Source organism: Rhodanobacter sp. FW106-PBR-R2A-2-24 (assembly GCF_058789615.1).
On sequence record NZ_JBYTBV010000002.1, the window covers coordinates 3091687 to 3112379 of the forward strand.

Here is a 20693-nt window from a genome sequence, read left to right on the forward strand (position 1 = left end):
GGCGTCGGTGCGACGCGTCCAAGCTCAGGGCGAACGGCGCTGGCGTCCCGTGGGGCGTGCCGCGGAAGGTTCGCCGGTTTTTCACCGGCGCTCAGAACAGCCGCTGGAACTCCTTCAGTAGCGGCAGCCGGCGCACGCGCACCGCGCTGACACGGAATACCGCGTTGGCCAGCGCGGGTGCGGCGGTGGGCATGGCGAGGAAGCTGGCGCCGGTGGGCGCGCGGTCGCCGCCATCCATGACGATCACCTCCACCTGCTTGGGCAACTGGGCCATGCTGGCCAGTGGGTAGTCCTTGCCGTGGTGCTGCTGCACCTGGCCGTCCTTGCTGGTGATGGCCAGGTTCATGGCGGTGGAGAGGGCATCCAGCGTGGCGCCGGCCACCTGGCCTTCGAGTCCCAGCGGATTGATGACGCGGCCCACGTCGACCGCGCAGACGCAGCGCTCGATGCTCAACGCTTCGCCCTGGCGCGACACCTCGACGGCGTGCGCCACGTAGGCGCCGTCCATGTGCCAGCAGGCCAGGCCGAGGCCGTTGACGCTGCGCAGCCAGTTCTTCCAGCCGATGCGCTCGGCGGCTTGTTGCAGCACGTTGCGCAGGCGGCCGGTGTCCAGCGTGGCGCCGCCCGAGAGCGCGACGCTGCGCGGCTCGCCGAGCAGGCGCAATTGGGTAACCAGCGGGTCTTCGTGCAGGAGGTGGGCGATTTCGTCCACGAAGCTTTGCACCGCGAAGGCGTTGGCCAGGTGCGGCATGGCGCGGTGCGGGCCGCGCGGCAGCGTGCTTTCCAGCGCGAACCAGTCGCTGCGGAGGTTGGGCACGAGGCCGGCGGGCAACTGGTCGGACGCCACTTCCGACGTCCATTGGCGATCGGGCGGTACGCCGCGCCCGCTGAGCGCCGAAGCGCTGGCCATGCGCTGGTTCCAGCCGGTGATCCTGCGCTTGCCGTCCAGCATGACGCTGAGTTTGTGCGCGGTGGCGGAGCGGTACCAGTCGTGGGTGAGGTCCTGATCGCGCGTCCACAGCAGGCGCACGGGTTTGTCCACCAGTTTGGCCAGCATCACCGCTTCGGCCACGAAATCGTGGTCGAGCCGGCGGCCGTAACCGCCGCCGACGCGCGGCACGCGAATCTCGATCTGCGCGGGGGGCAGCCCGGTGAGGCGCTGTGCCACTGCCCAGGCTTGCTGCGGTGCCTGGGTGGGCACCACCAGGCGGGCTTTGTCCTTTTCCAGATGCACCAGACAGTTGGTCGGTTCGGCGCAGGCGTGTGCCAGCCAGGGCTGGTAATAGGTGGCATCCAGGCGGCGCGCGGCATGCTTGCCGGCTTTGTCCACGTCGCCATCGTTGCGCACGCGGGTGGTGGGGGCGCTGTCGCCGTCGAGCAGGGTGGTGGCTTGCTGTTCCAGTGCGGCGCTGTTTTCCTTGGCGCTGGGACCGGGTTGCCAGGTCAGCTTGAGCTTGTCGCGGCCTTCGAGCGCGGCCCAGGTGTTTTCCGCCAGCACCGCCACGGCGGGGGCGATCACGGTGTAGCCGGGCGGCTGGTGGGGCTCGGGCTTGAGCTGCACCACTTTCACCACGCCTTTGATGGCCAGCGCGGATGCGGTGTCGATGCTGCCCAGACTGCCGTCGTGCCACGGGCAGTGCAGCAGCACGGCGACCAGTTCCTCGGCTTCGTGGTGGTCGATGGCGAACCGCGCTTGGCCGGTGACGATGGCGTGCGCGTCCACGTCGCCCACCGGCTTGCCGATCAGGGTGTAGTGGTTGGGTGCCTTGGGCGCGGGTGCCTGCGCGGGCAGGTCGAGCTGGCTGGCGTCGTCAACCAGGCTGCCGTAGGTGACGCGGCGGCCGTCGGGAGCGATCACCGTGCCGGCTTCGCAGCGCAGGCGGTCGGCGGCGATGCCCAGCCGCTGGGCCGCAGCCTGGGTGAGTAGCCAGCGCGCGAGCGCACCGGCCTGGCGCAGGTCGGCCCAGGCGGCGGGGATGGCATTGCCGGTGCCGCCGCGCTGGTGGCCATACGTCCAGTGTGGCTGGCCGTTGTCGCCAGCGGTCACGCCGAGACCGAGCTGTACCACGCTGACACGATTCCAGTCGGCGTCCAGCTCGTCGGCGATGACCATGGGCAACGCGGTGGCGACGCCGGTGCCGGTGTCGGGGTCGCGCGCGCCGATCAGCACGTTGCCCTCGGCGTCGATGCGCACGTAGGCGCCCAGTTCGTGGAAATGATTGCCCAGCCATTCGGGCGGCAGCGGCGGCTCGCCGGCGGTGGCGTAGCGGATGCCCACCACCAGGGCGCCGGCGCTGCCGGCGAGGATCTGCAGGAAGCGGCGGCGCGACAGCGCGATGCCGTGGGGCTGATGGGGGCTCATGGCTGGCCTGCCTTGCCGGCGGCGGCGCGCTTGATCGCCGCGCGCACGCGGGTCTGGCAGCCGCAGCGGCAACGGTTGGGAAGCTGGTCGATGTCGGCGTCGCTGGGGTGCGGCTTGCGCTTGAGCAGGTCGACGCCCGCCATCAGCCAGCCCGGCGTGCAGTAGCCGCAGCCGATCGCGTCCTCATCGATGAAGGCCTGTTGCAGCGGGTGCAAGGCGCCGTCGTGGGCCGCCAGGCCTTCCACCGTGGTGATGTGCTTGCCGGCCAGTTTGGCCATCGGCTGGGTGATCGCCGCCACCAGTTTGTCGTTTACCAGCACCAGGTCGGCGCCGTCTTCGCCGTGGACGCCGCCGGGCTTGGTGCCGGTGAGGCGCAGCACGTCGCGCAGGTACCACAGCAGCGGCATGTGGGGGTCGCCGGTGTGCGTGAAGCGCTCGCCGTTGACCTCGAAGGCGATGCCGGCTGGAACTGCCGCGGGCGCAGCGGATTTGTCCGTCTTTGCCGGTGCTTCATGGGCTGGGGCTGGCGCCATGCGGGGTCTCCTCAAGAGGTATCCCGCGCATTGTGGCATTGCCGTGGCCGGCTTAGGAATGCGTGGTGCTGAACGAGGCACCGATCCATGGCGTGGCGTGCGGGGGCCGTGCCGGTGAGGAATGCGGGCGTTGCCGGGCGCGCCGTGTGGCGTGAAAACCAGGGAAGTTGGATGCCTCCAATGGTCGCCGCTTTCACGCGCCGCGGTCAGGGGCGCGCCGCGGCGACCACGGCAGGCAGGTGATTTTCGCGGGTGCTCAGAACGCCGGATCGTCGCGCAGCGCCAGCTCGGTGCCTGGCGGGTCGGTGGGCACGGCTTCCGCGTCTGTGCTTCCGGCAGGCGTGTCGGCCAGGGTGAAGAAGGCGACCTGGTGAATCAGCGCGCCGGCCTGCTCCTGCATGGCGCGGCTGGTGGCCGATACCTGCTCGACCAGGGCGGCGTTGCGCTGGGTGTTGTCGTCCATGGTGGTGATGGTGCGGCTCACCTCGTCGATGCCGGTCGCCTGTTCCTGGCTGGCCGCAACGATTTCGGCCACGCTGTCGGTGACCTTCTTCACGCTGTCGATGATCCCGGCGAGGGTCTGGCCGGAGCGTTCCACCAGGGCGCTGCCGGCGTCGACCTTGCCCACGCTGTCGGCGATCAGCGCCTTGATCTCCTTGGCCGCATTGGCCGAGCGTTGCGCCAGGCTGCGCACTTCGCTGGCCACTACCGCGAAGCCACGGCCTTGCTCGCCGGCGCGGGCGGCTTCCACGGCGGCGTTGAGCGCCAGGAGGTTGGTCTGGAAGGCGATTTCGTCGATCAACCCCACGATGTCGGCGATGCGGTGGCTGGCGGTGGCGATGGCGCGCATGGCGTCGTTCGCCTCGGCCATCACCTGGCCGCCCAGTTCGGCCTGCGTGCGCGCGTTCCTGGCGAGCTGGTCGACCTGGCCGGCGTTCTCGGCGTTGTGTTTCACCGAGGCGTTCATTTCCTCCATGGAGGCGGAGGTTTCCTCCAGTGCGGCGGCCTGGTCCTGGCTGCGCTGCGAGAGATCGTCATTGCCTTCGCTGATTTGCGCGGAGGCCTCGCTGACGCTTTGCGAAACACTGCGGATCGCGCCGACGATGTCGTTCAATTGATGGGTCATGCCCTGCAATTTGCCCAACACCGACTGCGGGTGGGCATGCTCGTCACTTTCCTGATGCAGGTCGCCGGCCGCGATGCGTTCGACGATCTCGCTCAGTCGCTCGGGTTCGGCGCCAAGGTCGCGCGCGATGGCACGCAGCACCAGCCAGGCACCCAGCACCAGCACCGCCACGGTGGCGGCGCCGGAGATGGTGTTGGCGACCATGGCGTGGCGCACGCCCTGGCCGGAGGCGGTCAGGCGATCCTGCACGGCCTTGCGCGCGCTGGTGGTTTCGTGGGTGAGCAGATCTTCCAGCGTTTTCTGGGTCTGCTGCATCGAGGCCACGACGTTGCCGCTGTCGCCCTTGCCGGCCAGCATGACGTTGGCGGCGGCGGTGGCCGCGGCGACATAGGCATCGTAGGCCGTGCCCAATGCCTTGGCGCTGGCCGCGTGGCCTTCCAGGGTGGACAGGCGCTTGGCTTCGCTGGCGACGTTGCCGGCGATGGCGTGCACGTCGTCCAGCTTGCTCTTGTCGCCTTCGGCCACGGCGCTCTGGATGGTCTGGGTAGTGCGCTTGCTGAGCTCGTCCAGGTGGCTCACACCTTCGAGATAGGGATAGTCGGTGCTGCCCAGTGCGTTGACGTTGGTGGCGGTGTGCGCGGCGATGGTGCTGCCGATCAACCAGCCGGCCACGAACAGCGCCAGCGTCACGCCAGGGAGCAGCAGGATGCGGGTCTTGAACTTCATGGATACCCCGGGGGTTCGTGGGCGGGCCCGCCGGAGCGGGCCCGCGGGGTCACGGCAGCTGCAGCACCGCGCGCACCGAGCCGTTCACCGCGCTGCTGTCCACGTAGCCGACGGCGGACGGATCGGCCGCCACCGCCTTGACCATGGCGGCGTCGTTGCCGAGTTCCTTGGGTGGTACCGCGCGGCCGGAGAACACCAGGCGCGACCATACCGACTTCACCTGGCTGGCCGATTTGCCGGTGGCGGCCTGATAGAACTTCTCGCGTTGGGGATTGGAGTCGGCCAAGTCGTACAGCTTGGCGCTGCCGCCGGCGGGCAGGGTGCTGGTTTTGCCCAGGTACAAGGCTGCTGCCTCGTCCTTGCTGAGGGCTTTCACCGGGCTCGATGAGCTCACGATCACCGCGGTGCCGGCGAAGGCGGGCGCACCGACGAAAACCAAAGTACCAACGAGTAGTGCATTGCGCAGGATGGGTTGCATGGTGAGGCCTCAGAAAGTGAAGTCGACGACTACGGAGGTAATGTTCACCGCATGACCGTTGAAGCCGTAAGGCACGCTCTTGAACGTGCCCCCCTGGCTGGAGGGCTTCACGTGGTCGGCCTGCAATTTGATCGCTACGTTGTTGAAAGCGTCCCAACGCAGACCAATCGAGGCGGTGTGCTGGCTGTTGCCGAGAGTGAAGCTGTCGACTCCCACGGCCAACGGCACCAATGGGCCGAATGGCGGAACCACATAATTGGCGCTCACGTCGCGCTTGCCGAAGCCGGCCCAGGTCGCATAGGGCGTCCATTTACCGAAGTGATAGCCCACCGTGCCGTACCAGCCCTGCCTGGTACCCAGCGCGACCGAACTGGAATGCAGCCTGCCGTATTCGCCGGTAAGCAGCAGCTTGCCGTTGTCGTAGTTCGCGCCGAGGCTCGTGAATGTCGTGCGTGCCCCGTCCACAACGATGGCGTTGGCAATGTGGGTGAAGCCGGTCATCTGCAGGCCGCCGACCAGCATGTTCAAGTTGTCGATGTTGGCCAGTGTCACCTTAGCGGTGCTGGCACCGCCACGCAGACGCAGGTTGCCTATCTCATAGGTGATGTACAGGCCGGTCAGCTGGTTGACCTTCAGTCGCCCGGACTTGGTCGCGGTGGAGGGGTAGGGGGTGGATGCGTGGCCTTCCAGGCCCTGCACGCTCAGATAGCCTTCGCCCACCGGGTGCGACCAGACCAGGTCGACGCCTTCGTAGTTGTCCAGCGGGGCGAGGCTGTAGACCTCCAGTGGCGCGCGCGCCCACGGATTGGCGTAGCCCACGTAGCGGTAGTCGGAAACCAGGTAGGCCGGCCAGCCCAGGCGACCAAGCCGCATGGTCAGATCGCTGCTGAGCTTGTAGCGCAAGAAGGCCCACTCCACCGTGGGGCGGAAGCGTCCCCTGGCGTCCTGCATGGCAATGGCTTGCACGGTGGCGGAGAGCTTGGGGTTGAAGGTCAGGTCGAGTTGGCCGCCGAGGCGACTGTCCACCAGTCCGGACGGGTTTTTTTGCGTGCCCTTGAGCTGGCCCGGGTTGGCCAGCAGCACGTCGCGGGAATTGGTGTCCACTACACCCGCCGTGCCAAAGCCGGAGAAGCGCCAGGAAAAGCCGTCATCGGCGTGCGCGGCGAGTGGCATCGCCATGGCCATGGCAAGCGACAGGGCTAAGGTGCGGGGGGGAAGAGCCTTGGAGTAATGCATGTGGGGTGTCTCTTGGAGAGAGTGTTTGGTAGCGGAGTGGCCCGACGGCCTTGGCAGGGTTAGCGGCCCAGTGTGTGAAAGCTTGAGCTTCCCTGCGGGTGTCGCAGCGACGGCCATGCTGGCGAAGGGTTGCCGCGGCGCGTTTTGGTGGCTGGATCATGCGGCGGCCATTGTGAAACCGCCGTATCTTTCTGCGATGGTCGTTTTGCCCGTGCCGACGGCTGCGGCACAATAGGCGGCTGTCGTGCCCGTCGCGGCACCCATCGCCCCACGAGTTGCCCCATGACCGCCATCAAGCAAGAAGACCTGATCCAGTCTGTCGCCGACGCGCTGCAGTACATCAGCTACTACCACCCCGTCGATTTCATCAAAGCGGTGGCGGCGGCTTATGAGCGCGAGGAGTCGCGGGCCGCCAAGGATGCGATGGCGCAAATCCTCATCAACTCGCGCATGGCCGCCGAAGGCCATCGGCCGCTGTGCCAGGACACCGGTATCGTCACCGTGTTCCTGAAGATCGGCATGAACGTGCGCTGGGACGACGCGACGATGGGCGTGGAGGACATGGCCAACGAAGGCGTGCGCCGCGCCTACCTCGACCCCGACAACAAGCTGCGCGCCAGCGTGCTGGCCGACCCCGCCGGCAAGCGCATCAACACCAGGGACAACACGCCTTCGGTGGTGAACGTGTCGGTGGTGCCGGGCGATACGGTGGAAGTGATCGTGGCGGCCAAGGGCGGCGGCTCGGAGGCGAAGTCGAAGTTCGTCATGCTCAACCCCTCCGACTCCATCGTGGACTGGGTGCTCAAGACCGTGCCGCTGATGGGTGCCGGCTGGTGCCCGCCGGGCATGCTGGGCATCGGCATCGGCGGCACCGCCGAGAAGGCGATGCTGCTGGCGAAGGAAGCGCTGATGGAGGAAATCGACATCCAGGAGCTGATCGCACGTGGCCCGAAGAATCGCATCGAAGAGCTGCGCACCGAGCTGTTCGAGAAGGTCAATGCGCTGGGGATCGGCGCGCAGGGACTGGGCGGCCTGACCACCGTGCTCGACGTCAAGATCAAGGATTACCCCACCCACGCTGCCAACCTGCCGGTGGCGATGATCCCCAACTGCGCCGCCACCCGGCACGCGCACTTCGTGCTTGACGGCTCCGGCCCGGTCACGCTGGCGCCGCCCTCGCTGGAGGACTGGCCCAAGCTCACCTTCAACCCCACCAACGCGCGCCGGGTGAACCTCGACACCATCACCCGCGAGGAAATCGCCAGCTTCCAGCCTGGTGAAACCCTGCTGCTCAACGGCAAGCTGCTCACCGGCCGCGACGCCGCGCACAAGCGCATGGTGGAGATGCTCAACCGCGGCGAGCAGTTGCCGGTCGATTTCACCGGCCGCTTCATCTACTACGTCGGCCCGGTCGATCCGGTGCGGGACGAAGTGGTCGGCCCCGCCGGCCCCACCACCGCCACGCGCATGGACAAATTTACCCGCCAGATGCTGGAACAGACCGGCCTGTACGGCATGGTCGGCAAGGCCGAGCGCGGCGATGCCGCCATCGCGGCGATCCGCGACAACAAGGCGGTGTACCTGATGGCCGTGGGCGGCGCGGCGTACCTCGTCTCCAAGGCGATCAAGGCCGCCCGCGTGGTGGCGTTCGCGGATCTGGGCATGGAGGCGATCTACGAGTTCGAGGTGCAGGACATGCCGGTCACCGTGGCGGTGGACAGCAACGGCGTCTCGGTGCACCAGACCGGCCCGCGCGAATGGCGCGGCAAGATCGGCAAGATTCCCCTCGTCGTTATCGAATAAAGCCTGTGCGCAAAGCGCACGCCTTCGCCTCCTCTTCCCTGTGGGGAGAGGATTGAGGCGAGGGTGCGAGGCTTGCAACAAACCCCGGCACCCTCTCCCCCAACCCCTCTCCCGCAAGCGGGAGAGGGGTTGGGCCATCGCTGTTCCCGCGGGGCAGACAGCAGCCATCCCCATGCTCAAGGCCAGTCACCGGATGGATGTCTAAACGTCCATATCGCGGCAATGGCGCGGCGTCTTGCAATTGCTTTGCGGCAGCGCAACACTGGCGGGAACGCTTTTCCCGCAACCATGGCCCGATCGCCCGTGACCTTGAACGCCTCCGCGCCGCTTCCTGCCGGCGCCCCCTGGATCGTGATGAAGTTCGGCGGCACCAGTGTCGCCACCCTGCCGCGCTGGCAGAACATCCGTGAGCTGGTCGCCAGCCGCCGTGCCGAAGGCGCGCGCGTGCTGGTGGTCGTGTCCGCGCTCACCGGCATCACCGACGCACTGAAACAGCTGTGCGGTGCGGGCGATGCGGGCAAACGCAAGGCGGCGGCCGACGCGATCGCACAGCGCCACCACGACCTGCTCGGCCACATGCAGTTGCCGCTACCCCCCACGCTGGGCACGCGGCTGGACGAGCTGATGGCGCTCGCGGCGGACGGCCCGGCCGTGCTGGGCGAGCTGGCCTGGCAGGCGCGGGTGCAGGCCCATGGCGAGCTGCTCTCCAGCGCGCTGGGCGCGGCCTTCCTCACCCATGCCGGCCTGCCCACGCAGTGGGTGGACGCGCGCGACTGCCTCGAAGCCATCGCGCTGCCCAACCAGAACGAGCGCACCAAGCTGCTCTCGGCGATGGTCGAGGCCAAGCCCGACCCTGCCCTTGGCGCGCGGTTGGCGGGGCAGGGCGAGGTATTCATCACCCAGGGCTTCATCGCGCGCGAGCCCGTCTCCAACGAGAGCGGGGGCCGCACCGTGCTGCTGGGCCGCGGCGGCTCGGATACCTCGGCGTCCTACTTCGGCGCGCTGCTCAAGGCCGCGCGCGTGGAGATCTGGACCGACGTGGCCGGCATGTTCACCGCCAACCCGCGCCAGGTGCCTGGCGCGCGCCTGCTGCAGAAGCTCGATTACGAGGAGGCGCAGGAAATCGCCTCCACCGGCGCCAAGGTGCTGCACCCGCGCTGCCTGTCGCCGCTGCGCGAGCCGCGCGTGCCGCTCCTGGTGAAGGACACCAACCGGCCGGAACTGGACGGCACGGTGATCGGCCCGCAGGTGCGCGAGCACGCGCCCTCGGTGAAGGCGATCAGCGCGCGCAAGGGCATCACGCTGATCTCGATGGAATCGGTGGGCATGTGGCAACAGGTCGGCTTCCTCGCCGACGTGTTCGCATACTTCAAGAAGCACGGCCTGTCGGTGGACCTGATCGGTTCGGCCGAAACCAACGTCACCGTCTCGCTCGACCCCACCGAAAACCTGCTCGACTCCGACGCCATCGCCGCGCTGGCCACCGACCTGGCCAAGGTGTGCCGGGTCAAGGTGATCGCGCCCTGCGCCGCGATCAGCCTGGTCGGTCGCGGCATGCGCTCGATGCTGCATACGCTCTCCACCGTGCTGGCCGAATTCGACCAGTTGCGCGTACACCTGATCTCGCAATCGTCCAACAACTTGAACCTCACCTTCGTGGTGGACGAGGACGTGGTCGACACGCTGATCCCGCACCTGCACGAGCTGCTGATCGCCGCCGGCGCACTGCGCACCGACGACAGCGCGCTGTTCGGCCCCAGCTGGCAGAGCCTCTACGGTACGGGCGAGACGGCGCTGTCCGCCGCGTGGTGGCGCGCGCTGGCCGAACGCGCGCGCCTGCTCGCGCTGGCCGCCGAAGCCACGCCGCGCTACGTCTACCACCTGCCTACGGTGCGCGCGCAGGCGCGGGCGCTGAAATCGCTGGCGGCGGTGGATCGACTGCACTACGCGGTGAAGGCCAACACCCATCCGGCCATCCTGCGTGCACTGGCCGGGGAAGGCTTCGCCTTCGAGTGCGTCTCGCCGGGCGAGCTGGAAGCCGTGAGCCGCGTCGTGCCGGAAAGTACGCCGCTGCTGTTCACGCCCAACTTCGCCGCGCGCGAGGATTACGTGCAAGGGCTTGCCACGCGCGCCACCATCACGCTGGATGCGCTGCATCCCATCGAGCATTGGGGCGAGCTGTTCCGTGGCCGCGAGATCGCCTTGCGACTGGATCTGGGCCGCGGCCTGGGCCACCACGAGAAAGTGCGCACCGGCGGCAGCGGCAGCAAGTTCGGCCTGCCGCTGGAGCAGCTCGATGCCTTCCTGCGTCATGCCGACGCGCATGGCGTCACCGTGCGCGGCCTGCATGCGCACTTGGGTTCGGGCGTGCTCGACGCCAGGCACTGGGGCGAAGTGCACGGCCAGCTCGCCAGCCTCGCCGAGCGGATCGGCAGCATCAGCTTCCTCGACATCGGTGGTGGCCTGGGCGTGCCCGCGCATCCGGGTGAGGCTGCGCTGGACATCGCCGCGTTGGACAAGGTGCTGCGCGAGGTCAAGGCCGCCTATCCGCACTACCAGTTGTGGATGGAGCCGGGTCGTTACCTGGTGGCCGATGCCGGCGTGCTGCTGGCGCGCGTCACCCAGACCAAGGGCAAGGGCAGCTGGCGCTACCTTGGCGTGGACACCGGCATGAACAGCCTGATCCGCCCCGCGCTGTACGACGCCTGGCACGAGATCGCCAACCTCACGCGGCTGGACGAGGAAGCCACCGGCCTGTTCCAGGTGGTCGGTCCGATCTGCGAATCCGGCGATGTGCTGGGCAGCGACCGTCGCCTGCCGGAACCGCAGGAAGGCGACGTGATGCTGATTGCCCAGGCCGGCGCCTACGGCAAGGTGATGTCCTCGCCATACAACCTGCGCGGGGAAACCGAAGAGGTGGTGCTGGACAACTGACCGCTCGTAGGAGCCCGCTGGCGGGCGATGAAGCCTTTCGCGAAGGGCCTATCGCCCACCCGCAGGCTCCTACGGATCGTGCGGGTTTCTGGGACAATGCCTTTTGTTGCCCATCGAGGGCGTGCCGGGTCGCTGATGCGAACCCTGGCCCGCCCGGCGCCCTCTTTGACGGGGGCGAGCTGTGGAGATTGACGAGTGACCACCATCAACCCCCGCCTGACCCAGGCGTTCCGTTTTCTCCATGCGCGCTACGCCGACGGCGTGGCCGAGCTGGCCTATGCTTTCGACGACGGCGCGCCGCTGGTGGAGCGCATCGTCTTTCCCGATGCGCCGGCCCTGCCGCGCGAGCGCCAGGCGGCGTTCGATGCCGCGCTGAAGTTGCTGCACCTGGTCGCCGGCGTGAGCTATTACAAGGCTGGTGTGCCGCTGAGGATCGAGCTGGCCGACGGCCCGCTGGATGCCGCCACCGCCGACCTGCTCGACGCGCTCTACCTGCATGGCCTCGCCGAGTTCGCCTACCGCAATGGGCTCGACTTGCGTGGACGCATCCAGTTTCCCCGTGCTTCGCTCCCCTCCCCCGCGAGCGGGGGAGGGGCCGGGGGAGAGGGTACGGATTCACCGCAGGCTCCAAGCCTCAAGCTTCCCCATCGCACCCTCATCCCCATCGGCGGCGGCAAGGATTCGCTCGTTGCGGTCGAGGCGATCAAGTCCATAGCCGGCGAAGCCACCGCGGTATGGATCGGCCGCTCCGCGCTGATCCAGTCCTGCGCCGAGCGCACCGGCCTGCCCACGCTCAACATCGGGCGCGAGCTGGCGCCCGGCTTGTTCGAGCTGAACCGCCTCGGCGCGTGGAACGGGCATATCCCGGTGACCGCGGTGAACTCGGCCATCCTCGCCGTGGCCGCCATCCTCTACGGCTTCGATTCCATCGCCTTCGCCAATGAGCGCTCCGCCTCCGCCGCCACGCTGGAGTACGACGGCCAGCAGGTGAACCACCAGTGGAGCAAGGGCTACACCTTCGAGCAGCTCCTGGGCGACTGGCTGCACACGCACGTGGCGGCCGACCTTGATTACTGCTCGCTGCTGCGTCCGTATTCGGAGCTGGCGATCACGCGTGCCTTCGCGAAGCTCACGCCGTATTTCGACGTGTTCTCCAGCTGCAACCGCAACTTCAAGCTGCTCGGCCCCAAGCCCGCCGACCGCTGGTGCGGGCAGTGCCCGAAGTGCCACTTCGTGTTCCTCGCGCTGGCGCCGTTCCTGCCCAAACCGCGGCTGCTGGCGATCTTCGGCCGCAACCTGCTCGACGATGAAACGCAGGCCGCCGGCTTCGATGCGCTGCTGGAATACCAGGATCACAAGCCCTTCGAATGCGTGGGTGAGGGCGCCGAGGCGCGCGCCGCGATGTTTGCGCTGGCGCAGCGGCCCGAGTGGCAGGAGGACGCGCTGGTCGAGCGCTTCCGCGCGGAGATCCTGCCCCAGCTCGACCGGACGCAGCTCGCATTGGAACCGTGGCTGGTGCCGTCCGCCGAGCACCGTGTTCCGGTGCGCCTGCAGGCGGCGCTGCAGGCCATCGCCTGATGCGCCTCGGTGAACTGGCCGGCAAGCGCGTGGCCGTGTGGGGTTTCGGCCGCGAAGGCCGCGCCGTGATCCGCGCGATTCGCGCCGCGTTGCCGCAACTGCCGTTGGCGCTGTACTGCCGCGAGGACGAGGTCGCCGCCGCGAGCGCCTTCGACGCCGCGCTCACCGTCTACGGCCAACAGCCCAGCTCGGTGGCGCTGTGCGCCTACGACGTGGTGGTGAAGTCGCCGGGCATTTCGCTCTACAAACCCGAGATCGCCACCGCGCAGGCGCATGGCACCGTGTTCACCTCGGGCACCGCGCTGTGGTTCGGCGAGAACCCGCAGGAGCGCGTGCTCGCCATTACCGGCACTAAGGGCAAGAGCACCACCACCGCCTTCGTGGCGCACCTGGCCCGCGCGCTTGGCGTGCGCACCGCACTGGCCGGCAACATCGGCCTGCCGCTGCTGGAACTGCAAGGGCAGGCGGCCGAGCTGTGGGCTGTCGAGCTTTCCAGCTTCCAGACCGGCGAGGCCGGCGCGGTGGAGCTGGGCGTGGTCACCAGCCTGTACGAGGAGCATCTCGACTGGCACGGCTCGCGCGAGCGCTACGTGGCCGACAAGCTCAAGCTTGCCGACGTCTCGCGCACCCTGCTGGTCAACGGTTTGCAGGCGAACCTGATCGAACGCACCACCGCGCATCCGCAGCGCCTCGTGTTCGGCACCGCCGATGGCTGGCATGTGGCCGACGGCGCGATCCATCGCGGTGGCGCACGCGTGTTCGAGCTGGCCGGGATGACCGCGCCGGGCGAGCACAACGCGCTGAACGCCTGCGCCGCGCTGGCCGCGTTGGAGACGATGGGCTTCGACGCGATCCGGGCCGCGCCCGCGCTGGCCAGCTTCCAGCCGCTGCCGCATCGCCTGCAGCCGCTGGGCGAGCGCGCGGGGCTCAGCTTCATCAACGACTCCATCAGCACCACGCCCAAGGCCACGCGCGCCGCGCTGGACAGCCTCGCCGCGCGCGAGGTCACGGTGATCGTGGGCGGCCACGATCGCGGTCTGGACTGGTCGGAGTTCGTGGCGGCGGTGAAGGATCGGCCGCGCCTGCGCATCGTGGCGCAGGGCGCCAACGGCCCGCGCATCGCGCTGGCCTTGCGGCAGGCGAAGACCGAACTGCCGCTGGGCGAGGCCGAGAGCTTCGACGAGGCGGTGGAGATGGCGCGCATCGTCACGCCACAAGGCGGCGTGGTGCTGCTCTCGCCCGGTGCGCCCAGCTTCGATCAGTTCAAGGATTACGCCGAACGCGGCCGGCATTTCGCCGAGCTGGCCGGCTTCGACGCCGCCGCCATCGCCGGCATCGCGGGGCTGGGCATCGGCGCCGGCGCGGACGCACCGCGCGAGTGAATCCCTGCCGCGCGTCGGCGCGGCGTTTCGTCAACCCTCACGCGACGTGGTCGCACGGGAGCCCTGCCATGATCCAACGCATCGACGCCGGAGCGCGCATGTCCGAGGCCAGCATCCACGCCGGCGTGGTCTATCTCGCCGGGCAGGTGGCCGAAACGGCAGACGCCGACATCGAGACGCAGACGCGCGAGGTGCTCGCCGCCATCGATGCGCTGCTGGCGCAGGCCGGCAGCGACAAGACGCGCATCCTGCGTGCGCAGATCTATCTCGCCGACATCGCCGATTTCGCCGGCATGAACCGCGCGTGGGACGCCTGGGTGGTGCCGGGCCAGGCGCCGTCGCGCGCCACGGTGGAAGCGCGCCTCGCCGATCCGGCATGGAAGGTGGAGATCGTGGTGACGGCGGCGCTGGTGACCTGATCGATCCGCCGGCGTACCGCCCGGCGCGAGCCGCCCGGCGCGAGCCGGGCGGCAGCGTGCGGCTTACCAGATCTTCACCCGCTGCTCCGGCGCGAGGTAAAGCTTCTGGCCGGGTTTGACGTCGAAGGCCGGATACCAGGCGTCGAGGTTGCGCACGGTGAGCGCGCGGAACTGCGCGGGGGCGTGCACGTCGGTGTTGAGGCGCTGGCGCAGGGCGGCGTCGCGGATCTTCGAGCGCCAGGCCTGGCCGAAGGCGAGGAAGAAGCGCTGGTCGCCGGTGAGACCGTCGATCACCGGTGCGGGCTTGCCGCCGAGCGACTTGTGGTAGGCGAGGTAGGCGATGGTGAGGCCGGAGACGTCGGCGATGTCCTCGCCCAGGGTCTGCTCGCCGTTGACGTGCAGGCCGGGCAGTGCCTCGTACTGGTCGAACTGCTTGGCAAGCTGCGCCGTGGCAGCCTTGAAGTGCGCCTCGTCGGCGCTGGTCCACCAGTTCTCCAGCTTGCCCTGTGCGTCGAAGTCGGCACCGGTGTTGTCGAAGCTGTGGCTGATCTCGTGGCCGATGATGGAGCCGATGGCGCCGTAGTTCGCGGCGGCGTCGGCCTGCGGGTCGAAGAACGGCGCCTGCAGGATGGCGGCGGGGAAGTTCAGTGCGTTCTGCAGCGGCAGGTTCACCGCGTTCACCGTCTGCGGCGTCATCCACCATTCGCCGCGATCCACCGGTGCGGCGAGCTTGGCGAGCTGGTGTGCGTATTCGTGCTTCTCGGCGCGCAGGTGGTTGCCCAGTGCGTCGTCGGCCTTGATCTCCAGCTTGGCGTAGTCGCGCCAGTGTTCGGGGTAGCCCACGCCGACCTTCAGCGTGACGAGTTTTTCCTTGGCCTTGGCGCGCGTGGCCGGAGTCATCCAGCTCAGCGTGTCGAGGCGTTCGTCGAAGGCGGCGATCAGGTTCTTCACCAGCTGCTGCACTTCGGCCTTGGACGAGGCGGGGAAGTATTTCTTCACGTACAGCTCGCCCACGGCGTCGCCGAGGTCGGTGTTGGTGGCGCCGACCGCGCGCTTCCAGCGTGGCTGCTGCTCGGGCGTGCCTTGCAGGGTGTGGCCGTAGAAATCGAAGTGCAGATCGGCGTAGGCCTTGGGCAGCAGCGGCGCGGCGGCATCGAGCGTGTGGAAGACGAGCAGATCCTTCCACGCGTCCAGCGGCTCGCTGGCCACCAGCGCGGCGAGTCCGCTGGTGGCGCCGGGCTGCCACACGTCAATCTGCTGCTGGCCGTCGAGGCCGGCGGCCTTGAAGTAGGTGGCCCAGTCCAACCCCGGCGCCTTCTTCGCGAAATCGGCCATCGTCCACAGGTTGTTGGCCTTGTGCACGTCCTGGCTGTCGAGCAGGGTTTCCTGCGCCTTGGCGATCTTCGTCTCCAGCGCGATCACGGTGTCCGCCTTGGCTGCGGCGTCGGCGATGCCGGCTTGCTGCAGGAGCGCCACCACGTAGGGGTGGTACTTGCCGCGCGCCGCGGCCATGTGCGGGTCGGTGGAGAGGTAGTAGTCGCGGCTGGGCATGGCCAGGCCGCCCTGCAGCAGGTAGGCGATGGTGTGCGAGGGATCTTCCAGCCCCTGCGCCACGAACAGGCCGAACAGGTGTTCGGTGTGGAAGTTGGTGGCGTTGACCGGATCTTCGTCGGCGCGCAGGCGGCTGCCCAGCACGCGGGCGAGGTCGGCCTTCGAGGCGATGGCGTCGATGGCGGACAGCTCGGGTTTCAGTGGCGCCAGGCCGTGTTGGGTGATGGCGGCCTCGTCCATGTAGGCGGCGTAGTAGTCGGCGATCCTGCGCGCGTTGCTGCCGGCGGCCGGATGGCTGGCGCCGGCATGCCTGATGAGGTCGGCGGTGTGCTGCTCGGTGAGCTCGAAGATCTTGAGGAAGGTGCCGGTGCTGGAGCGGTCGGCGGGGATCTTGGCGGTCTTCAGCCAGGTGCCGTTGGCGTAGTCGAAGAAGTTGTCGCCCGGCTGCACCGCGTGATCGACGCCGGCGAGGTCGATGCCGATGACGGGGCCGCGCGCGGCGGACGTGGCCGCCCAGGCGGAGGGGCCGCCGAAGCTGGCGGCGATGGCGGCGGCAAGTAGCCAACGGGTGCGCTGCATGATCGTGCCCTTCATTGCGGAAAGACCACCACGATAGCGCGGTACTGGTGTGCGAGGCGCATGACCTTTGGGCATTGACGCCGCGTGCGTTTGTCGCCCGGCGCTATTTCTCCAGCCGGTAGTCGAGGCTGGCGCGGTTGAAGCTGGTGGCGCTCTGCGCTTCGAGGTGCCAGCGGTGGCTCAGGCGGTAGCGCAGGGTCACCACCTGGCCCGGCTCGAACAGGCCCACGCCGTAGCTGAGGTAGAGCCGTGGCGAGAGATATTTGCCGACAGTGAAGGCGGAGCTGCCGCCCAGCGCGGCGTTGTCGGCGACGCCGATGTCGTCCACGCCCAGTTTCGCGCCGATGTTCCGGGCGAGCAGGTTGCCGGCGGCCGAGCCCAGCGCCTGTGCGGCGCTGCCCAGCATGTCGCCCTCGCTGCCGCTCACCTGGGCCAGCGGCTTGCCGGTGACGAGGTAGGCGAGCGCGTCGGATTGTTCCATCGCCGGGTTGGCGAACACGCTGAGCAGCGGATGCCGCGCGGTGCCGGCGATGTCCAGCCCCACTTCCTGCCCGTCGTCGACGGTGGCGTTGGGGTTGAGCTTGCGCACCGCGCGGATGGCCAGGCCGGGGTTGTCCAGCGGCGTGCCGGCGAACAGCAATTGGCCGTGCTCGATGGCGAGGTTCTGGCCATAGGCCTTGTAGTTGCCGTCGACCGTGATCTGGCCCTGGCCGGTGGCGGCGCGGCCGGGGCGTTCGTTCACCGTGAGCACGCCGCTCAGGCGGCCGTCCAGGCCGAAGCCGGTGAGGTGGGTCTTGCGGCCGAGATCCACCCTCACCGAGGCGGCGAACGGTAGCGCGCCGCCCGGCGCGGGCGGCGGGCGGTCGAGTACCACCACGTCGGGCGAGGCCTTGCTGGCGCCGGCGTCGGGCAACTGGTCGAGGTTCACGTCGGCGCTGTCCAGCTGCAGCGAGCCGGTGAGGTCGAGGCCTTGCGCGTCGCGCTGCAGGCGCAGTGCGGGACTGATCGCGAGCTTGGCGGCGGGGATGTCGGCGGCGGTGAATTGCTGGCCGTGGATGGCGAGGTCTGTGGGCGCGTCGCCAGCGAGGCCGGCGACGCCGGTCACGCTGAGCGTGCCCGCGCCGGACCGCACGCTGCCGTCCACGCGCAGGCGGTGGGCGTCGAGCGCGTGCACGAGCAACTGGCCCTGGGCGAGCTTGAGTCCGGCCGCCGGCACCTCGGCGGCGAAGTCGCCCAGCGTGGCCTGGCCGCCCACGGCCGGCTGCGCCAGCGTGCCGCCGAACTGGAAGCTGCCGGTGACCTGGCCGCGCACGTTCGCCAGCGCGTTGCCGAACAGTTCGAGGAAGCCAAGGTTGTTGAGGCGCAGGTCGAGCCGGCCAGTCAGCGCCTGCGACTTGCCGTGAAGGCTCGCCTGGGCGCTCACGCTGCCGCCATGGTCGAGCGCGGTGCGCAGGCTGAGGCGCTGGCTGCGCGCATCGAGCTCGGCGTCCAGCGCGAAATTTTCGTAGCTCAGCAGCGGCGCATCGGCATGCTCGATCCAGGTGATGCTGCCGCGTTCGGAGCCGAGGCTGGCGTTGCCGCTGAGTTGGCCGGCGGCGCTGCGGTGGAGCCGGCCATCGCCGTGCAGTTCGCCCTCCATGCGCAGCGGCAGGTCGGCCTCGCCGGCGGCGTTCTGCAGCAGCGCCAGCGGCAGCGCGCGCAGCCGATAGCTGGCGTCGAGGTCGCCGGCCCGGCTGCGCCGTGCGCCCACGCACAGCAACGGGTCGCCGGCGCTGAGGCACAGTTCGTCGAGGCGGAAGGCACCGTCGCGCCACGCGAGCCGGCTGGCGTGCTGCAGGCGCCAGTCGGGCAGGCCTTGCGGTGCGAGGTGCAGCGTGCTCAGCGTGCCGTTCCAGGCGCCGTTCTTCAGCGCGCCGTGCAGTGCCAGCGTGGCGGACAGCTGGCTGCCGCGCGCATCCAGTTGCAGCCGGTGGTCGCCCTCGCTGCCTTCGGCCAGCAGGTGGATGCGCCCGAACGCGAGGCCGCCGAGGTGCGCGCCGCCGGCGGAGAGCTCCAGCTTGCCGGCGAGCCGGCTGGTATCGGGCAGGCCGACGACCAGTTGCAGCGTGTCCACGCGCTGTTGCCGCCAGCCCAGCGCGCTGCCGTTCAAGTGGCCGTTCACGGACAGCTTCGGCAGCATCCCGCGGATGGCGAATTGGCCGTCCAGACGTCCGTCGGCATCGGGCAGCCAGTCACCCAGCGAGGCGATGGCGAGCTGGAGTTCGGCATCGTTCGCGCGGCCCGGTTTGGCGTCGAGCCGTACCGTGCTGCCGCCGGAGGCCAGGCGCAACTGGCCGTCGATCACCCGGCCGGGCGACAGTTGCAGTTTCGCGTGGCCGCTCAGCTTGCGCCCGCGCAGGCGGCCGTCGAGTCGGTCGAGTTGCAGCGTGGCGTCGAGGCCGCTCGGCGTCAGTTTGCCCGTGCTGGTCAGCGCGGCATCCAGCGCGCCATTCCAGCCGGCGAACAGCTGGCCGGGATCGAAGCCTCTGGCCCTGGCGTCGAGCTGCCAGCCCAGGGCGGTCTGCCATCGCAGCGTGCCCTGCGCGGTCAGCGAACCCTGCGGCTGTTGCAGCGTGAGCGAGTGCAGTGCGATGGCTTGCGGCGTGCCGTCGAGGTTGAGCGTCAGCTGCGTGGGTTTGTTCGGTGGGCCGAGGCTGAGTTCGCCATCGGCGTGGTAGCGCTCCGCGTTGCCGCGTACCGTGAGCCTGCCCGAGCTGGCCAGTGGCTGGCCGGCCAGCTCGGCCGGCAGTTGCACGTCGTTCCACTGGATCGCCAGCGCGCCGTCCATAGGCTTGGCGGCGAGTCGCAGCGTGCCGCTGGCGGCCAGGTTGCCCTTGAGCTGCGGCGAGCTCACGGCGAGCTGCTGCAGCGTCAGTGTCTTGCCATCGTCGCTCAGGCGCGCGCGCAGCGGCTGCAGCAACACGCGGTACTGGGTGAGATCCAGCGTGCCGGTCAGTTCGCCGCCGTGGCGGTCGCCGTGGCCTTGCACGGCCAGCGCCACGGATTTCAGCGTGCTGTCGCCCAGCAGCGGTTCCGGATCGAAGCGCGGCGCCTCCAGTGTGGCCTGCCAGTCGTGGTGGTTGTCCTGCGCCAGGCTCAGATGCAGGCGCGCCGCCAGCGGCTGCTGCAAGGCGAGGTCGAGTTGCGCCAGCTTGCCGTTGCTGCTGGCTTCGAGCCGGCCCGCATAGATGGCCGCGCCCAGCGTCCACGCGAAGTCGGCGTGGCCGTCGCCGCGCGCGCGGGCGGCAAGTACGAGGCGGCCGGCGAGATCGACATGGCCGTTCGGCGCGCGCAGCTTCAGCGCGTCGATGGCGATGCCGGCGTGCGTCCAGCGGCCGGCGAGGTCGAGGCTGTCGGAAGCGAATACGGGTTGACCGGCCTGGCTCACGCGCAGCTTGCCGACATGGACGCGGTCGAGCCACAGGTCGATCGGTGCTTGCAGCGAGAAGCTGCCAGTGCCCGTGTGGTCTGGCGTGCTCGCTGGCAGCGCGATCGTCACGCCGTCGGCATCGAGCGCGCGCACCTGTACGCGTCCGGCCAGCAGCGGCCAGCAGTGCAGGTCGAGCCGTGCCTGCGCCACATCGATCACCGTGCCCTTGCCGTCGCCGTAGCGCAGTCCGGCCAATTGCAGCGGGCCGATGAGCGAGCCTTGCGCCTGCCGCCATTGCAGCGCGCCGTGCGTGGCTGCCTGTACGCGGGCGAGGACGAAACGCAGACCGGCGCCGGTGGCGAGCAGCCACCAGGTTGCCGCCGCCAGTACCAGCAGCAGGGCAGTAGTCGCCAGGACGATGCGCTTGAGCCAGGTCATGCGATGGGAGGGTTCCGGATACTGGCGGCGATTGTCGAACTGGTGCGCATCGGGGCCAAGCCTTGCCTATATCAAGAACGGGCTGTCCTGCCCGTTCTTGATTCGGCATGCCCGCTTCGCGGGCGTGGCTCCCTGCCGC

General features: G+C 69.1%; 12 protein-coding genes. 5 read left to right on the forward strand and 7 right to left on the reverse strand.

Annotated features, from left to right (window positions below):
- Positions 1-91: 91 nt before the first annotated feature.
- From AC3WQA_RS15235 to AC3WQA_RS15255, 5 genes are all read right to left on the reverse strand, one after another.
- The gene (locus AC3WQA_RS15235) at positions 92-2362 is read right to left on the reverse strand and encodes a xanthine dehydrogenase family protein molybdopterin-binding subunit (protein WP_492675881.1); all 2271 of its coding nucleotides are present in this window, start codon (positions 2360-2362) and stop codon (positions 92-94) included.
- Entirely contained in the window at positions 2359-2895 is a 537-nt protein-coding gene (locus tag AC3WQA_RS15240; protein ID WP_492675882.1) for a (2Fe-2S)-binding protein, read from the reverse strand. The genes AC3WQA_RS15235 and AC3WQA_RS15240 overlap by 4 nt, the downstream gene beginning before the upstream one ends.
- Before the next feature lie 256 nt (positions 2896-3151).
- The gene (locus tag AC3WQA_RS15245; protein ID WP_492675883.1) at positions 3152-4747 is read right to left on the reverse strand and encodes a methyl-accepting chemotaxis protein; all 1596 of its coding nucleotides are present in this window, start codon (positions 4745-4747) and stop codon (positions 3152-3154) included.
- Between the two features lie 49 nt (positions 4748-4796).
- On the reverse strand, positions 4797-5225 hold the full coding sequence (locus AC3WQA_RS15250; RefSeq protein ID WP_492675884.1) for a type 2 periplasmic-binding domain-containing protein: 429 nt from the start codon (positions 5223-5225) through the stop codon (positions 4797-4799).
- Between the two features lie 9 nt (positions 5226-5234).
- Positions 5235-6404, reverse strand: a complete 1170-nt coding sequence (locus AC3WQA_RS15255) for a hypothetical protein (protein ID WP_492675885.1) — start codon at positions 6402-6404, stop codon at positions 5235-5237.
- 339 nt (positions 6405-6743) lie between these two features.
- Between AC3WQA_RS15255 and AC3WQA_RS15260 the strand changes: the two genes are divergently transcribed.
- The 5 genes from AC3WQA_RS15260 (at position 6744) to AC3WQA_RS15280 (ending at position 14577) form a co-directional block, all read left to right on the forward strand.
- On the forward strand, positions 6744-8264 hold the full coding sequence (locus AC3WQA_RS15260) for a fumarate hydratase (RefSeq protein WP_492675886.1): 1521 nt from the start codon (positions 6744-6746) through the stop codon (positions 8262-8264).
- A gap of 303 nt (positions 8265-8567) precedes the next feature.
- Positions 8568-11198: a bifunctional aspartate kinase/diaminopimelate decarboxylase gene (locus tag AC3WQA_RS15265; protein WP_492675887.1), complete on the forward strand. Its 2631-nt coding sequence runs from the start codon at positions 8568-8570 to the stop codon at positions 11196-11198.
- A gap of 195 nt (positions 11199-11393) precedes the next feature.
- Positions 11394-12776, forward strand: a complete 1383-nt coding sequence (gene murL / locus AC3WQA_RS15270) for a UDP-N-acetyl-alpha-D-muramoyl-L-alanyl-L-glutamate epimerase (RefSeq protein ID WP_492675888.1) — start codon at positions 11394-11396, stop codon at positions 12774-12776.
- Complete coding sequence (gene murD / locus AC3WQA_RS15275) at positions 12776-14158, forward strand: UDP-N-acetylmuramoyl-L-alanine--D-glutamate ligase (protein ID WP_492675889.1); 1383 nt, start codon at positions 12776-12778, stop codon at positions 14156-14158. The genes murL and murD overlap by 1 nt, the downstream gene beginning before the upstream one ends.
- Before the next feature lie 68 nt (positions 14159-14226).
- Complete coding sequence (locus AC3WQA_RS15280) at positions 14227-14577, forward strand: RidA family protein (RefSeq protein WP_492675890.1); 351 nt, start codon at positions 14227-14229, stop codon at positions 14575-14577.
- A gap of 63 nt (positions 14578-14640) precedes the next feature.
- Here the strand turns inward: AC3WQA_RS15280 and AC3WQA_RS15285 are convergent, their stop codons facing one another.
- Together AC3WQA_RS15285 and AC3WQA_RS15290 are read right to left on the reverse strand one after the other, a co-directional pair.
- Positions 14641-16707 carry a M13 family metallopeptidase gene (locus AC3WQA_RS15285; protein ID WP_492675891.1) on the reverse strand — a complete coding sequence of 689 codons (2067 nt, stop codon included), beginning with the start codon at positions 16705-16707 and terminating at the stop codon, positions 14641-14643.
- A 103-nt stretch (positions 16708-16810) separates the two neighbouring features.
- On the reverse strand, positions 16811-20554 hold the full coding sequence (locus AC3WQA_RS15290) for a translocation/assembly module TamB domain-containing protein (RefSeq protein WP_492675892.1): 3744 nt from the start codon (positions 20552-20554) through the stop codon (positions 16811-16813).
- Between the last annotated feature and the right edge of the window lie 139 nt (positions 20555-20693).

Excerpts from the sequence above, each read along its gene's own strand:
- AC3WQA_RS15235 (WP_492675881.1), bottom strand. The coding sequence starts at position 2,362 with ATGAGCCCCCATCAGCCCCACGGCATCGCGCTGTCGCGCCGCCGCTTC.
- AC3WQA_RS15240 (WP_492675882.1), bottom strand. The coding sequence starts at position 2,895 with ATGGCGCCAGCCCCAGCCCATGAAGCACCGGCAAAGACGGACAAATCC.
- AC3WQA_RS15245 (WP_492675883.1), bottom strand. The coding sequence starts at position 4,747 with ATGAAGTTCAAGACCCGCATCCTGCTGCTCCCTGGCGTGACGCTGGCG.
- AC3WQA_RS15250 (WP_492675884.1), bottom strand. The coding sequence starts at position 5,225 with ATGCAACCCATCCTGCGCAATGCACTACTCGTTGGTACTTTGGTTTTC.
- AC3WQA_RS15255 (WP_492675885.1), bottom strand. The coding sequence starts at position 6,404 with ATGGCGATGCCACTCGCCGCGCACGCCGATGACGGCTTTTCCTGGCGC.
- AC3WQA_RS15260 (WP_492675886.1), top strand. The coding sequence starts at position 6,744 with ATGACCGCCATCAAGCAAGAAGACCTGATCCAGTCTGTCGCCGACGCG.
- murD (WP_492675889.1), top strand. The coding sequence starts at position 12,776 with ATGCGCCTCGGTGAACTGGCCGGCAAGCGCGTGGCCGTGTGGGGTTTC.
- AC3WQA_RS15280 (WP_492675890.1), top strand. The coding sequence starts at position 14,227 with ATGATCCAACGCATCGACGCCGGAGCGCGCATGTCCGAGGCCAGCATC.
- AC3WQA_RS15285 (WP_492675891.1), bottom strand. The coding sequence starts at position 16,707 with ATGCAGCGCACCCGTTGGCTACTTGCCGCCGCCATCGCCGCCAGCTTC.
- AC3WQA_RS15290 (WP_492675892.1), bottom strand. The coding sequence starts at position 20,554 with ATGACCTGGCTCAAGCGCATCGTCCTGGCGACTACTGCCCTGCTGCTG.